Raw genomic sequence first — 14019 nt, 5'->3', positions numbered from 1 at the left:
GTCACGCGGTAAAGGTGGTATACTTTTGCGCCTCGGATGCGGACGCTCTCGCGATCCCCGCAATATTATGATCTTACCAGCTAAGTGCTGATGATTTTAGCACTTATTTGCCCAACGAAGCTGTGTCGCCATGAAGTTTATCATCAAGCTCTTCCCTGAAATCACCATCAAAAGTCAGTCGGTGCGGCTGCGCTTTATCAAAATTCTTACCGGCAATATCCGCAATACCCTGCGTTCTCTGAATGAGGATATCAAGGTGGTGCGTCACTGGGATCACATTGAAGTACGCGCTAAAAATGAAGCGCTGCGTGAAATCATTGTGGATGAGCTGACGCGTATTCCCGGTATTCATCATGTGCTCGCCGTTGAAGATCGTGCTTACACCGATATGCACGATATCTTTGAGCAGACGCTGGCGCTGAATCGTGAGCGCCTGGAAAATAAAAGCTTTAGCGTGCGCGTAAAACGTCGCGGCACCCACAGCTTCAGTTCGCAGGATGTGGAACGCTATGTAGGCGGCGGCCTGAATCAGCATATCGCCAGCGCGCGCGTACAGCTGAAGCAGCCGGATGAGACGGTTAATCTGGAGATTGAAGACGACCGTCTGCTGCTGATTACCGGTCGTTTTGAGGGGCTGGGTGGCTTTCCAATCGGCACGCAGGAAGATGTGATGTCGCTGATCTCCGGTGGTTTTGATTCCGGTGTTTCCAGTTACATGCTGATGCGACGCGGCTGCCGCGTGCACTACTGCTTCTTTAATCTTGGCGGTGCGGCACATGAGATTGGCGTGCGTCAGGTGGCACACTATCTGTGGAATCGTTTTGGCCGCTCACACCGCGTGCGCTTTGTTGCCATCAATTTTGAGCCGGTCGTCGGTGAGATTCTGGAAAACGTTGATGACGGACAGATGGGCGTAGTGCTGAAGCGCATGATGGTTCGCGCCGCGTCAATGATTGCTGAGCGCTACGGTGTACAGGCGCTGGTGACCGGCGAAGCGCTGGGCCAGGTATCGAGCCAGACGCTGACCAACCTGCGCCTGATCGATAATGCATCCGATACGCTGATCCTGCGTCCGCTGATTTCACACGATAAAGAGCACATTATTAACGTGGCGCGGCAGATCGGTACGGAAGATTTCGCCCGCACCATGCCGGAATACTGCGGCGTGATCTCAAAGAGCCCGACGGTTAAAGCGGTGAAAGGCAAAATTGAAGCGGAAGAGCAGAATTTCAACTTCGATATTCTCCATCGCGTGGTGCAGGAAGCGACTAATCTCGATATCCGTGAGATTGCTGAACAGACCGAAGAGGAAGTGGTGGAAGTTGAGACCGTGGACTCTTTTGGCGCTAATGATGTGGTGCTCGATATCCGTGCCGCTGACGAGCAGGATGCCTCCCCGCTGGATCTCAGCGGCGTGGAAGTGAAATCGCTGCCGTTCTATAAGCTCAGCACGCAGTTTGGCGATCTGGATCAGAACCGGACCTGGCTGCTCTATTGCGATCGTGGCGTGATGAGCAAACTGCAGGCGCTCTATCTGCATGAGCAGGGTTTTACAAACGTAAAAGTTTATCGCCCATAGTACGTCAGGGGCGCCACCGGGATTATCCGCAGGGATATCACCGGAATTTATTGGGGCGCCATTTATGGCGCCCTGGTTTATGTGCGGTACCTGATTTGACTGAGGGGCGCATTAATGCGCCCCCTACGTCTGGCTCCGTAGGGGCGCCATTTATGGCGTCCGGGTTTATGCGCGGTATCTGATTCGGCCCAAGGGCGCATTAATGCGCCCCCTACGTCTGGTTCCGTAGGGGCGCCATTAATGGCGCCCGGGTTTATGCGCGGTACCTGATTTGACTGAGGGCGCATTAATGCGCCCCCTGCGTCTGGTTCCGTAGGGGCGCCATTAATGGCGCCCGGGTTTATGCGCGGTACCTGATTTGACTGAGGGGCGCATTAATGCGCCCCCTGCGTCTGGTTCCGTAGGGGCGCCATTTATGGCGCCCCTGGTTTATGTGCGGTACCTGATTTGACTGAGGGGCGCATTGATGCGCCCTCTACGGTGAAACCGGAATTAATTTCGCACAACGGAATTCGCAGGGGCGTACTTTATTCGCGCTCATCGAACTCCTGATAATTATAAATGCCTGCCGCCAGCACCAGCTGTGAAGCGACTTCGCGTGCAGTCTCTCTATCCTGCAGCAGGTCCACCAGCTTTAATGCAAAATCAAACGCTGTACCCGGCCCCTGGCTGGTGAGCAGGTTTACGCGCGGATCCCATACCACGCGGCGCTCCATCCATTTCGCATCCGGGATTGTCTCTTTCAGGCCCGGAAAGCCGGTCATATTCCCGACCGGAAAGAGATCGTGCGGCACCAGTACCGTGCCTGGCGCTGCACAAATAGCCGCCACAATTTTTCCTGTCAGATGAAACTGGCGCACCGTTTCCACCAGCAGCGGGCTGTCGCGGAACGTCTCTGCACCTTTCAGACCACCCGGCAGAACAACGGCGTCAAAATCGTTATCTGCCACTTCTGCCAGGGGGGCATCAGCCAGCAGGCGCACGCCACGCGAGCATATAATTTCCCGCGTGCCGTCACTCTCTGCGCTGGCAGTGGTAACAGTAATGCCGCCGCGCACCAGCACGTCGATGGTGGTGACCGCTTCGGTCTCTTCACTGCCATGAGCGAGGCATACCAGTACGGATGGGCTGGCGTTCATATTGTGACTCCTTGCGTTTTACCAGATCATAAAGGCGGCTATTCTCCGGCAGCGTAATGCCCTGACTGCGCGCGCGGCGCAGCAGATAGCCGGTAATATAATCGATTTCAGTTTGTCGCTGCATACGGATATCCTGCAGCATAGAAGAGACGTTGGCGGCAGTCGTGTCGATAACGTCATAAATGATGGCACGTAACGTCTCTGCGTCCATATGCTGACCTTCACGCGTCAGCAGCAGCGCCAGCTCGTCGCACAGCGTATTAATCTGCTCCGGCCAGGCGCGCAGCGCGCCGTTCAGGCACTCATGCTCTACCGTTAGCGGATTAATAACGCAGTTCACCGCCAGCTTGCGCCAGCAGGCGGAGGCGATATCATCATGCCAGGCAACGTCAGGTAATGCCCGGTGCAGCAGATCCGCGAGATGGCTCAACGGCGCGGCGTCACGGCTGACCGGTCCGATATGCGTAATGCCAGCCGCCACATGGCGGATCACCGTCCCGTCATGCATCGCCGCATGGGTGGTGATGCCGCGCAGCAGCGGCTGCGTCAAATCGCGCAGCTCCTCCAGCGTTCCCATACCGTTGTGCAGCAGCAAAACCGGCATCTCCGCGCGCAGCACGCTCTGAAGATTTTTAATCGCCGGCGAAACCTGCGGCGCTTTCAGGGTAACCAGTAACAGGTCGCTGCGCGCCAGAAACAGCGGATCGTTGGCGATAAAAGTGTGATTGCTCACTTCGCCCTGCAGATCGGTGACGTTAACGGAACAGTAGGGCTGCGGCACGCGCAGCCAGCCCTGTACGTCGTGACCCTGACGGGCCAGCGCAGTCAGCCAGACCTGCCCCAGCGCGCCGCAACCCAGCACGGTAATTTTCATTCTGCCTCCTGCTGGCGGGGTATTTTCACATCACATACTCAGTATAGCTTTGAGCTGCCGCGTGTTTTATTAGCGCAGCAAGACGCGTATTATGCATGTCACTTTAGTATCAGGAGAAGAAAAGATGCCATCTTTCGATATCGTTTCCGAAGTCGAGCTGCAGGAAGTCCGCAACGCGGTAGAAAACACCAACCGTGAACTCTCAACCCGCTTCGACTTTCGTAATGTCACCGCCAGCGTTGAGCTGAATGAGAAGAACGAGACAATTAAAATCACCACCGAGTCCGATTTTCAGGTGAAGCAGATTGTCGATATTCTGCGTGAAAAGCTGCTGAAGCGCGGTATTGAAAACGCTGCGATTGAAGTACCGGAAGAGATTGAACACAGCGGTAAAAGCTGGAGCGTAGAAGCCAAACTGAAGAAAGGCATTGAAAGCGACGTTGCCAAAAAGCTGGTGAAGCTGATTAAAGACAGCAAGCTTAAGGTGCAGACGCAGATTCAGGGCGACGAACTGCGCGTGACCGGCAAATCGCGCGATGATCTGCAGGGCGCGATGGCGCTGGTGCGCGGTGGCAACCTCGGACAGCCATTCCAGTTCAAAAACTTCCGCGATTAATCCTCTCTGGCGCACGCCGTACAGCGATAGATCGACAGCGCCTCATGCCGGATAGATCGCTGTAAAAAAAGCCCGACGCAGCGGTCGGGCTTCTGATTCAGCAGCTGGCGAGCAGCGCCTCTATCTCAACGCGGCTCGTGACTTTGCTGTCGATTTTGATATACGCGCTTTTCTCTTCCGGCACGATAAATACCGATGCCACGCCAGGCTGAGCCTTCAGACGTTTTTCCAGATTCGGCACGGCCAGTACGGCGTCGCTCAGTACCAGCCGCAGGCTGCTGACGTAAGGCGGTTCCTGCATCGACATGGCGACAAACAGCCAGGCCGCAGCGATAATTGCTCCGACGAGAAATACCGTCTGCGCATCAATATGACCAAAAATCCAGCCGCCAAGACTGCCGCCAATCGCCACCCCAAGAAACTGGCTGGTGGAGTAGATACCCATGGCGGTGCCCTTATAACCAGCCGGTGACTCTTTGCTGATCAGCGAGGGCAGAATAGCCTCCATTACGTTAAACGCGAGGAAAAAGAGCTGAACGCCAGCCACCAGCGTCCAGAAGTGACCCTCTGCTCCCCAGAGAACGATTTCCGCAATGATAATCAGCGCCACGCAGCTGACAAAAACCCGCTTCATACGACGCTTTACTTCGGCATAGATAATGACCGGCACTACGGCGACAAAGGCAACCAGCATGGTCACCAGATAGATTTTCCAGTGCTCCGCTGCCGGGAGGCCTGCCAGTTCAAACTGGCCGGGCAGGGCGACAAAGCTCGACATCAGCAGCACGTGCAGACAGAGAATGCCGGTATTAAGCTTCAGCAGTCTGGGATTGGCCAGCACGGCGCGAATGCTGCCTTTTACCATCCCGGACTCGCGGTTCAGCACGTGACCGCGCGCGTTCGGCACGACCAGCAGCGTGATAACGATACCCAGCGTTGCCAGCAGCGCAATCATCCAGAACAGCGCATGCAGCCCCAGCGCGTGCGTGACAATGGGTCCGGCCACCATGGCAATCGCAAAGGTCACGCCAAAACTGATACCGATAAACGCCATCGCTTTAGTGCGGTTCTGCTCACGGGTGAGATCGGACAGCAGCGCCATTACGGCAGCGGCAATAGCGCCGGAGCCCTGTAACGCGCGACCAAGAATAATGCCCCAGATTGAGGTGGTCGTGGCGGCAATCACGCTGCCAAGGACAAACAGCAGCAGGCCGCCGACGATCAGCGGCTTGCGTCCGATACGATCGGAGAGCAGCCCGAACGGGATCTGAAAAATGGCCTGTGCCAGGCCATAAATACCAATTGCCAGACCAATCAGGGTTTCGCTGGCACCCTGTAACGCCATGCCGTAAGTGGTAAGTACCGGCAGAACCATAAACATTCCGAGCATACGCAGGGAAAAAACGGTACCTAAACCCCATGTAGCGCGCAGCTCTACCGGCGTCATTTTATTGTCGTTCATTCCAACCTCTGTAAGTGTCTGCCTGTCATGCACCATGCTGCAGCAGCCAGTAACACTCTGTTGCTGCAAACTGATTTATTTCGGGCATTTAGCGCCCATTTTAGGGAGCAGGGGAGGGCGGGTAAAACATTTGTTTTTAAGCAGTGGTAACAAAAAGAAAGGGCGCGAAAATCGCGCCCTTTCTCAGAGTGACGGTGCCCGCTTACCAGACGTAAGTGAGCAGGTCTTTGGATGCGGGAGCCATGAAGTCAACTGACATCATGACGCTCAGCGCGGTGATGGCGATGATAGAGAACACAAACAGTTTACGCGCCCAGACTTTATCGTTTGAGGTTTTGTAACCTGAGAGTGCCATACCCAGCCACCAGACGCTGACCGCCGCAGCCACGATCAGATATTTGTAGCCCGCATAACCACCCAGCGAGAGCATCAGCGTGGCAATCATAAACGCCAGAATGTAGAGCGTAATATGGTTTTTCGCCACAGAGATGCCTTTCACCACCGGCAGAACCGGAATGTTGGCGGCCTGGTAATCTTTAAAGCGGAAGATGGCAATCGCGTAGGAGTGCGGCATCTGCCACAGGCTAAAGATAGCCAGTAAAATTAATGCGCCAGCATCAAACTCATTGGTGACTGCGCAGTAGCCAATCACCGGTGGCGCAGCACCGGAGAGGCTGCCGATCAGCGTTCCGTAGACCGAATGACGCTTCATATAGAGGCTGTAAACGCCAACATAGACCACGAAGCCCATGACCGCCAGCCACATGGCCAGCGGGTTGGCGCCGAAATACAGCAACGCAAAGCCAGCAATACCCAACGCAGTGGCATAAACCAGGCTTACTTTCGCCGAGATCAGGCCTTTGACCAGAACCCGGTTCCGCGTTCTCTCCATTTTGATGTCGATATCACGGTCAATCACATTGTTGAATACACAACCTGATGCGACCACCAGCGACACGCCAGCCAGCGCGGTGAGAAACAGGGGATAATCGATGCTGCCTTTAGAGGCCAGCAGAAATCCACCGATGACAGAAATTAAATTTCCGAAAATAATTCCTGGTTTTGTTACTTGCAGGTATTGCTTAATCATTACGCGTGACTCTTTAGTGGGCCATCATGTTGTAGTTGAGGTTCCACATAATCCACAGTGAACCGATCACAACAATCAGAATGATGATTGCTGAGAAGACAATGGCCACCATGTTCCAGCCACCCTCTGACTTGCTGTCCAGATGCAGGAAGTAGACCAGGTGCACCAGCACCTGAACCACTGCACACACCAGAACCACACCCAGGATGGTGCCGTGTGAGGCACTGCCATCCATTACCATCCAGAACGGGATTGCCGTCAGAATGATAGAGAGGATGAAGCCGATCATGTAAGACTTCACGCTACCGTGTGATGCACCATGTTCGTTTACAGAATGACTCATTACATGGCCCCCATCAGATAGACAACGGTGAATACGCAGATCCACACCACATCCAGGAAGTGCCAGAACAGGCTCAGGCACATGATACGGGTACGGTTGCTCTCAGTCAGACCACGTTTAGCGATCTGGAACATCAGAACCGCCATCCAGATCAGACCAGAGGTAACGTGCAGACCGTGCGTACCAACCAGAGTAAAGAAGCCAGAAAGGAAGCCGCTACGGTTTGGACCGAAGCCTTCCGCGATCAGGTGATGGAATTCATAGATTTCCATCCCGATAAATCCGGCACCGAACAGGAAGGTCAGGGCCAGCCAGCCAATGACCGAACCTTTGTTCTGGTTGTTCATCGCAATCACTGCCATTCCATAAGTGATGGAGCTCAGCAGCAGCAGCGCGGTTTCAACCAGCACAAACGGCAGTTCGAAAATATCTTTACCTGCCGGGCCACCGGCAGTGTTGTTGACCATTACTGCATAGGTCGCAAACAGCGTTGCGAAGATAATGCAGTCACTCATCAGGTAGATCCAGAAGCCAAAGACTTTATTGGCTCCTGCATCGTGATGCCCATGCTCCGCATGGGCGTCGTGGTGGTGTTTTACGGTTTGAGTCGACATTATTTCAGACCTGCTTTGCTGATGTCATCAAAGTGCTTCTTCTCGATCTGCTCGATTTCAGCAACCGGAACGTAGTAATCCACGTCCTCATCGAAGCTCTTCACGATCCAGGTCACGATGGTGCCCAGGAAAGTGAGACCCGCCAGCCACCAGATATGCCAGATCATGGCGAAACCGAAGACTGTTACGAATGCAGCGATAACAATGGCCGCGCCGCTGTTTTTCGGCATATGAATTTCTTCATATTTTTCTGGCTGCTTGTACGCTTCGCCTTTCTCTTTCATTTCCCAGAACGCATCACGCTCGTGGATATGAGGGATAACAGCAAAGTTGTAGAACGGTGGTGGTGAAGAGGTTGCCCACTCCAGCGTACGACCGCCCCACGGGTCACCAGTCAGATCGCGGTTCTGATCGCGGTCACGTACCGATACCCAGAACTGAACCAGCTGGCACAGAATACCGCAGGCAATCAGCGCCGCACCGCCAGCTGCAACAACCAGCAGCGAGTGGAACTGTGGATCGATATCCTGGCTCAGACGACGGGTCATACCCATGAAGCCCAGTGCGTACAGCGGCATAAAGGCAACAAAGAAGCCGATGATCCAGAACCAGAAGGCGCGTTTACCCCAGGTTTCGTTCAGCGTGAAGCCAAATGCTTTCGGGAACCAGTAGGTCACACCGGCCATGCAACCGAAGACAACACCACCGATAATAACGTTATGGAAGTGTGCAATCAGGAACAGGCTGTTGTGCAGGACAAAGTCTGCGCCCGGTACGGCCAGCAGTACGCCGGTCATACCACCGACTGAGAAGGTCACCAGGAAGCCGATGGTCCACAGCATCGCTGAGTTAAACTCAATACGACCCTGATACATGGTGAACAGCCAGTTAAAGATTTTCACCCCGGTCGGAATCGCGATGATCATCGTCATGATACCGAAGAAGGCGTTAACGTTAGCGCCCGCACCCATGGTGAAGAAGTGGTGCAGCCAGACGATGAACGACAGTACGGTAATGGCGATGGTTGCCCACACCAGTGAGGTGTAACCAAACAGACGCTTTTTCGAGAACGTCGCGGTAACTTCAGAGAAGACACCAAAGACCGGCAGAACGAGGATGTACACTTCCGGGTGACCCCAGACCCAGATCAGGTTGACGTACATCATCATGTTACCGCCCATATCATTAGTAAAGAAATGGAAGTCGAGGTAACGATCAAGCGTCAACAGTGCCAGCGTCACGGTCAGAACCGGGAACGCAGCGATGATCAGGACGTTGGTGCAGAGTGATGCCCAGGTAAAGACCGGCATTTTGAACAGGTCCATGCCCGGCGCACGCATCTTCAGAATGGTCACGAAGAAGTTGATACCAGTCAGCGTGGTCCCGATCCCTGAAAGCTGGAGACTCCAGATCCAGTAGTCGACCCCGACGCCAGGACTATATTCCGCGCCAGAAAGCGGCGGATAAGCCAGCCAGCCAGTCTGCGCGAACTCGCCCACACCCAGAGAGATGTTCACCAGGATCACACCGACCGCGGTAAACCAGAAGCTCAGGTTGTTCAGGAACGGGAACGCAACGTCACGGGCACCGATTTGCAGCGGAACCGCGATGTTCATCAGACCTACAACAAATGGCATTGCCACGAAGAAGATCATAATCACGCCGTGAGCGGTGAAGATCTGATCGTAGTGGTGCGGAGGCAGAATACCCGCCTCACCGGCAGAAGCCATAACCTGTTGGGTACGCATCATTACTGCATCGGCAAAGCCGCGCAGCAGCATGACGAATGCCATGATGATATACATGATACCCAGTTTTTTGTGGTCAACGGAGGTAAGCCATTCTGACCACAGATACTTCCACTTACCAAAATAGGTGAGGGCGGCAACCAGCGCCAGACCACCAATGATGATAGCGGCGACCGTAACCATGATAATAGGCTCATGGTACGGCACTGCATCCAGTGTTAATTTTCCGAACATCGTATTATTCCCCGGTTCCCGCAGCAGCGGCGTGATTCATGTCCATGCCTTCGTGTGACATGTCCATTTTCCCGTGGCTCATCTTGAACTTATCAATAACCTGCTTGAAGAGTTCAGGATTCGCAGTTGAGAAATATTCCACCGGATGATTCTCACTTGGCGAAGCCAGTTTCTCAAACTCATCCATGGTGGTCAGCGTGTTAGGTGCCGCTTTAACTTTGGCAACCCACTGCTGGAATTCCGCATCATCTTTAGTTGCAATGGCCTTGAACTTCATGCCAGAGAAACCGCGACCACTGAAGTTTGATGAGATACCGTCAAACGTTCCTGGCTCATTGGCGATCAGGTGCAGTTTGGTCTGCATGCCCGCCATGGCGTAGATCTGGCTGCCGAGCGTAGGAATGAAGAACGAGTTCATCACGGAGTTAGAGGTGATTTTGAAGTTAACTGGCGTATTTGCCGGGAAGGCAATCTGGTTAACGGTGGCAATACCCTGTTCCGGGTAAATGAACAGCCATTTCCAGTCCAGTGCAACCACATCGATCTCAACAGGCTTGACGTCAGAGACCAGCGGCTTAGCCGGCTCCAGCGCATGCGTTGATTTCCAGGTCAGCACGCCGAGGAAGATGATGATCAGGATCGGAATGGTCCAGACCACGGCTTCCACTTTGTTAGAGTGTGACCAGTTAGGGCTGTACTTCGCTTCGGTATTGGTCGCCCGATATTTCCAGGCAAACACAACAGCCATTAAGACTGCCGGAATAACGACAATCATCATCAAGCCAAAGGCTGTCAGAATCAGTGAACGTTGCTCCATTGCAATCTGTCCCTTGGGATTTAACAACGCACTATCGCAGCCGCTGAGTAATACAGCGCCTGCGATTAATGACAAAATCCCCAAACATTTATTGTATTTCATGAGTCTCATTTAACGACCTCAATGACAAGGGCTCTATTGTCGTTTAAGTGTGCGCGCATTTTACGGTAAGGTTTATGCAGTGTAAACCAGCTTAAGGATGTGTCAGAAGGGTGTTGACACCTTTTGCTAAGGGAGTCACAGATGTTACGCAGAGTGACAAATTATTAACCGCGACAAGCAGTTGGCGGCAATATAACAAAAAGCAATGACAGAAACCGCAGAAAAAACAGGGAAAGCATAAACCGTACTTTTAATGCTCACTTATTTAACAATTATGCATCATTTGAGCGATAATTTTTCCACAAACTGATTGCTCACCGGATTTAAATATCGCCCAATGTTGTTAAATTAATGTTTTTATTTCGCGATGAAAAAAATGCTATTTGCGCGAATTCGCAGGCGCTATTTTTAAACAAAATAAATAGCGCCTGCAAATAGTGTCTGGCTATCGTTCAGTGAGCCGGTGGGTTTTCCTCAGCGCCAGGCAGTCGAGTACCACGCCCAGCATAACGGCCAGAACGGCAACGCTGATGCCCGCCTCAAACAGCGGCGTCAGCAGTGCAGTCAGCGATTCTGCGCCTGCAGCCGTTAGCGCCAGCGTCAGCAGCCAGCAGGCCAGTAACGCACAGCCTGCGGTAAACAGGCGGACAATCCAGCGATAGCCCACAGGCCAGCGGGTGCGCGTAATAAACGTGCCGCTCTGCTGCATCTGAAGAAGCGTGGTGCGGCTAAGCCACAGCAGCAGCAGTCCCGGCAGCGCAGCCACAACGGTAAACGCATAGAAAGCGGACCAGCCCCATAGTTCAACCAGCCAGCCGGCGGCCGGGCCCACGTAAACGCGGCCAACAGCAGCCAGCGCTGAGAGCAGAGCGAACTGGGTGGCCGAGAACGCTTTATTACACATGGTCATCAGCAGCGCCACAAAGGCCGCTGTTCCCATGCCACCACACAGATTTTCAATAAACACCGCGCTGGCCATGCTCCAGAGGTGGGGCGGAGTGACCGCCAGCAGCCAGTAAGCGGCGTTCGACACGGCCTGCAGAATGCCAAACAGCATCAGGGCGCGAAACAGGCTCAGACGCTGCATCAGCACGCCGCCATAGAGTGCGCCGATAATTGTCGCCAGTAGCCCCAGCGTTTTATTCACCAGGCCAACATCGCCCGCGCTGAAGCCGACGCCGCGGATAAGAAAGGTTGTCGTCAGCGACGCCGCGAAGGCATCTCCCAGCTTATAAAGGATGATCAGGGTGATGAGCAGCCAGGCATTGTTACGCTGAAAAAAGTCCGCCAGAGGAAACGTAACGGCCTGGCGCAGCGTATGCGGCTCGCGTTTAGCCGCAGCGGGCTCGCGAGCCAGCAGCGTGGCGATCAGCCCCGGAATCATCAGCAGCGCCATCAGCCAGTAGGTTGCGCGCCAGCCCAGATAGCGATCGGCAAGCCAGAGTGCCAGCCCGCCGGAGATAAGCATTGCCAGACGATAGCCCAGCACCGTAATCGCTGCGCCGCTGCCGCGCTCTTCCGGCGGCAGGATATCCGTTTTCCACGCATCAAAGACGATATCCTGAGAGGCGGAGCAGAAGGCGACCAGCACGGCGATGGCCGCCAGCAGCGTTAAATCCTGAGCCGGATGCATAAAACCGAGCGCGACAATACCGGCAATCAGCGCCAGCTGAGTCAGCAGTAACCAGCCCCGGCGACGTCCCAGAAACGGCGGCGTATAGCGGTCCATTACCGGCGACCAGAGAAACTTGAAAACGTAAGCCTGTCCTACCAGAGAAAAGAAACCAATGGTTTTGAGATCGACATTCTCTACGGTCATCCATGCCTGCAGCGTGCCCGCGGTCAGCGCCAGCGGCAAGCCGGAAGCGAAGCCAAGCAGCAGCAGTACCGCCGCGTTACGTTGGGTAAATATTCGCAGATAGTGAGAGGTCATAGCCAGCCTGAGGTAGTGCCCGGCACAGACGGCCGGGCAGATGACAGCGGAGCGGTTAGCGTGCGTTCTGTTTAATGAAGTTGTTTACGCTGGTGTCCTGCGCCATATCGGCGATCACATCGCTCAGCGTCGCATTCACAGCGTTGGTGATTTTGTCGTTAGTGGCATTGAAAGCGCCTTCAATGCTGTAGGTCTGACGGTAGTTTTTCACCTGCTTATTGCCGTTTTTCGCCGTGGCAATAATAGAGATATCCGCTTTTGTGGTGATGCTGTAGCGCACGTTGCCCTGCGTGACGTCAGCGTAAAGGCCGTTCACCACAATCTGCAGATCCACGGCGCCGTTCGGGCCGATCATATATCCGCGGGAGGTCATCTGCTTCTCCAGCACTTCCTGCAGCAGGAAACGCAGGTCGCGTGACGGCGTCAGCGTAACCAGCTGTCCATCGCGGTTCACCTTCGCCAGCGCCTGATCGCTGCGCTGATCGGCACCGTTTACGCTGACGGTAACGCCCATCAGGCTCGGATCCTGCTGTGGCAGCTGGATTTTTGGCTGAATGTTTAGGGTTGTACTGTTGCTGGCACAGCCGGCTAAAACAAAAGCAGCCAGCAGAGGGAATAACAGTTTCTTCAACATACTCATTCTCGTTAGCGTTAGGTTAGGAGATAAATCCGGCATCATCATAGCATTGCAGCGAGGTGAAAAAAGCCCCAGCCATCGGGAAATTGATTGTAAAGGCTTTTTTCAGCCCGGAGGAAAACCCGCAGGTTGACCCGCCCGGATTGCCGGTTATGATGCGCTGCAGAGCGGGAATATTTTCTGATTTTTACCGGGCAGTAATGCAAAACCTACTAATATTTAAACAGATGGGGCACAGCGCTCGCCGGAGAGGGTGTAAACAATGATTCGCGAACAAATAGAAGAAAAGCTGCGCAACGCTTTCACACCTGCACACCTCGAAGTGCATGATGAAAGCTATCGTCATAACGTGCCTGCCGGTTCTGAAAGTCACTTTAAAGTGGTGATTGTCAGCGATCACTTTACCGGCCAGCGTTTTTTACAGCGGCATCGCGCCATCTATGGCGAACTGTCTGCGGAACTGGCAGGCAGCGTACACGCGCTGGCGCTGCATACTTACACGCAAAAAGAGTGGCACGGGCTGCAGGATACGGTCCTGGCTTCGCCTAACTGCCGGGGTGCCGGTACGCTTGCCTGATGCTGGCATCTTTAACCTTTCCTGAAACGGCCTGCGGGCCGTTTTTTCGTTTCTCAGACGCTAAACGCGATCTGCGGCGCAAAAAAGCAGCAAAGTCGTTAAAAAGTGGTGAGTTTGCAGCCTCGACTCATTCCGGCGATGCCGCTATAATGCGGCGTCTATTTTTCCGGAATGTCTTCGGGACGCTTCTGGTGACAGGGATGTGATTCTGCCCGCAGAGGCCGTCCCGGTTATTGGATACGGCGCATTAATTG

Annotated in this window: 14 protein-coding genes; 4 read left to right on the top strand and 10 right to left on the bottom strand. The window is 54.1% G+C overall.

What is annotated here, in order from left to right; translation table 11 throughout:
* Nucleotides 1-130 precede the first annotated feature (130 nt).
* On the top strand, nt 131-1579 hold the full coding sequence (gene thiI / locus AC2CF9_RS08735) for a tRNA uracil 4-sulfurtransferase ThiI (protein WP_150017672.1): 1449 nt from the start codon (nt 131-133) through the stop codon (nt 1577-1579).
* Nucleotides 1580-2106: 527 nt separating this feature from the next.
* Here thiI and yajL read toward each other — a convergent pair.
* Nucleotides 2107-2718 carry a protein deglycase YajL gene (yajL, locus tag AC2CF9_RS08730; protein WP_150017670.1) on the bottom strand — a complete coding sequence of 204 codons (612 nt, stop codon included), beginning with the start codon at nt 2716-2718 and terminating at the stop codon, nt 2107-2109.
* The gene (gene panE / locus AC2CF9_RS08725) at nt 2672-3592 is read right to left on the bottom strand and encodes a 2-dehydropantoate 2-reductase (RefSeq protein WP_484556775.1); all 921 of its coding nucleotides are present in this window, start codon (nt 3590-3592) and stop codon (nt 2672-2674) included. The genes yajL and panE overlap by 47 nt, the downstream gene beginning before the upstream one ends.
* 124 nt (nt 3593-3716) lie before the next feature.
* On the opposite strand from panE, the gene AC2CF9_RS08720 reads away from it, so the two are divergent.
* The gene (locus AC2CF9_RS08720) at nt 3717-4208 is read left to right on the top strand and encodes a YajQ family cyclic di-GMP-binding protein (protein ID WP_039382976.1); all 492 of its coding nucleotides are present in this window, start codon (nt 3717-3719) and stop codon (nt 4206-4208) included.
* Between the two features lie 97 nt (nt 4209-4305).
* Here AC2CF9_RS08720 and AC2CF9_RS08715 read toward each other — a convergent pair whose 3' ends face one another.
* The 8 genes from AC2CF9_RS08715 to AC2CF9_RS08680 all read right to left on the bottom strand — a co-directional run bounded on the left by AC2CF9_RS08715 (nt 4306) and on the right by AC2CF9_RS08680 (nt 13185).
* Nucleotides 4306-5670: an MFS transporter gene (locus AC2CF9_RS08715; RefSeq protein ID WP_150017664.1), complete on the bottom strand. Its 1365-nt coding sequence runs from the start codon at nt 5668-5670 to the stop codon at nt 4306-4308.
* A gap of 202 nt (nt 5671-5872) precedes the next feature.
* A complete protein-coding gene (gene cyoE / locus AC2CF9_RS08710) occupies nt 5873-6760 on the bottom strand; it encodes a heme o synthase (protein ID WP_039382978.1) in 888 nt (295 codons plus the stop codon).
* A 13-nt stretch (nt 6761-6773) separates the two neighbouring features.
* Nucleotides 6774-7103, bottom strand: coding sequence for a cytochrome o ubiquinol oxidase subunit IV (locus tag AC2CF9_RS08705; RefSeq protein WP_039382979.1), 330 nt, complete (start codon nt 7101-7103; stop codon nt 6774-6776).
* Complete coding sequence (locus AC2CF9_RS08700; protein WP_039382980.1) at nt 7103-7717, bottom strand: cytochrome o ubiquinol oxidase subunit III; 615 nt, start codon at nt 7715-7717, stop codon at nt 7103-7105. Before AC2CF9_RS08700 ends, AC2CF9_RS08705 begins: the two co-directional genes overlap by 1 nt.
* On the bottom strand, nt 7717-9699 hold the full coding sequence (gene cyoB / locus AC2CF9_RS08695) for a cytochrome o ubiquinol oxidase subunit I (protein WP_065649951.1): 1983 nt from the start codon (nt 9697-9699) through the stop codon (nt 7717-7719). Before cyoB ends, AC2CF9_RS08700 begins: the two co-directional genes overlap by 1 nt.
* Nucleotides 9700-9703: 4 nt before the next feature.
* Nucleotides 9704-10627 (bottom strand): cytochrome o ubiquinol oxidase subunit II, encoded by a 924-nt coding sequence (gene cyoA, locus AC2CF9_RS08690; RefSeq protein ID WP_150017662.1) that lies wholly within the window; start codon nt 10625-10627, stop codon nt 9704-9706.
* Between the two features lie 436 nt (nt 10628-11063).
* The gene (gene ampG / locus AC2CF9_RS08685; RefSeq protein WP_484556774.1) at nt 11064-12551 is read right to left on the bottom strand and encodes a muropeptide MFS transporter AmpG; all 1488 of its coding nucleotides are present in this window, start codon (nt 12549-12551) and stop codon (nt 11064-11066) included.
* Between the two features lie 55 nt (nt 12552-12606).
* Entirely contained in the window at nt 12607-13185 is a 579-nt protein-coding gene (locus tag AC2CF9_RS08680) for a lipoprotein (RefSeq protein ID WP_039382984.1), read from the bottom strand.
* Nucleotides 13186-13450: 265 nt separating this feature from the next.
* Between AC2CF9_RS08680 and bolA the strand changes: the two genes are divergently transcribed.
* Both bolA and AC2CF9_RS08670 read left to right on the top strand, forming a co-directional pair.
* Entirely contained in the window at nt 13451-13765 is a 315-nt protein-coding gene (gene bolA, locus AC2CF9_RS08675; RefSeq protein ID WP_039382985.1) for a transcriptional regulator BolA, read from the top strand.
* A complete protein-coding gene (locus AC2CF9_RS08670) occupies nt 13765-13971 on the top strand; it encodes a hypothetical protein (protein ID WP_150017658.1) in 207 nt (68 codons plus the stop codon). Before bolA ends, AC2CF9_RS08670 begins: the two co-directional genes overlap by 1 nt.
* The last annotated feature ends 48 nt before the right edge of the window (nt 13972-14019 follow it).

The organism is Pantoea sp. SYBGC1, assembly GCF_057197005.1.
This window is presented reverse-complemented; position numbering and strand designations above follow the sequence as displayed.

Coding starts and splice junctions, on each gene's coding strand:
- panE (WP_484556775.1), bottom strand. CDS start 3,592: ATGAAAATTACCGTGCTGGGTTGCGGCGCGCTGGGGCAGGTCTGGCTG.
- AC2CF9_RS08670 (WP_150017658.1), top strand. CDS start 13,765: ATGCTGGCATCTTTAACCTTTCCTGAAACGGCCTGCGGGCCGTTTTTT.
- cyoA (WP_150017662.1), bottom strand. CDS start 10,627: ATGAGACTCATGAAATACAATAAATGTTTGGGGATTTTGTCATTAATC.
- bolA (WP_039382985.1), top strand. CDS start 13,451: ATGATTCGCGAACAAATAGAAGAAAAGCTGCGCAACGCTTTCACACCT.
- AC2CF9_RS08680 (WP_039382984.1), bottom strand. CDS start 13,185: ATGTTGAAGAAACTGTTATTCCCTCTGCTGGCTGCTTTTGTTTTAGCC.
- AC2CF9_RS08700 (WP_039382980.1), bottom strand. CDS start 7,717: ATGTCGACTCAAACCGTAAAACACCACCACGACGCCCATGCGGAGCAT.
- AC2CF9_RS08715 (WP_150017664.1), bottom strand. CDS start 5,670: ATGAACGACAATAAAATGACGCCGGTAGAGCTGCGCGCTACATGGGGT.
- AC2CF9_RS08705 (WP_039382979.1), bottom strand. CDS start 7,103: ATGAGTCATTCTGTAAACGAACATGGTGCATCACACGGTAGCGTGAAG.
- thiI (WP_150017672.1), top strand. CDS start 131: ATGAAGTTTATCATCAAGCTCTTCCCTGAAATCACCATCAAAAGTCAG.
- yajL (WP_150017670.1), bottom strand. CDS start 2,718: ATGAACGCCAGCCCATCCGTACTGGTATGCCTCGCTCATGGCAGTGAA.
- AC2CF9_RS08720 (WP_039382976.1), top strand. CDS start 3,717: ATGCCATCTTTCGATATCGTTTCCGAAGTCGAGCTGCAGGAAGTCCGC.
- cyoB (WP_065649951.1), bottom strand. CDS start 9,699: ATGTTCGGAAAATTAACACTGGATGCAGTGCCGTACCATGAGCCTATT.
- cyoE (WP_039382978.1), bottom strand. CDS start 6,760: ATGATTAAGCAATACCTGCAAGTAACAAAACCAGGAATTATTTTCGGA.
- ampG (WP_484556774.1), bottom strand. CDS start 12,551: ATGACCTCTCACTATCTGCGAATATTTACCCAACGTAACGCGGCGGTA.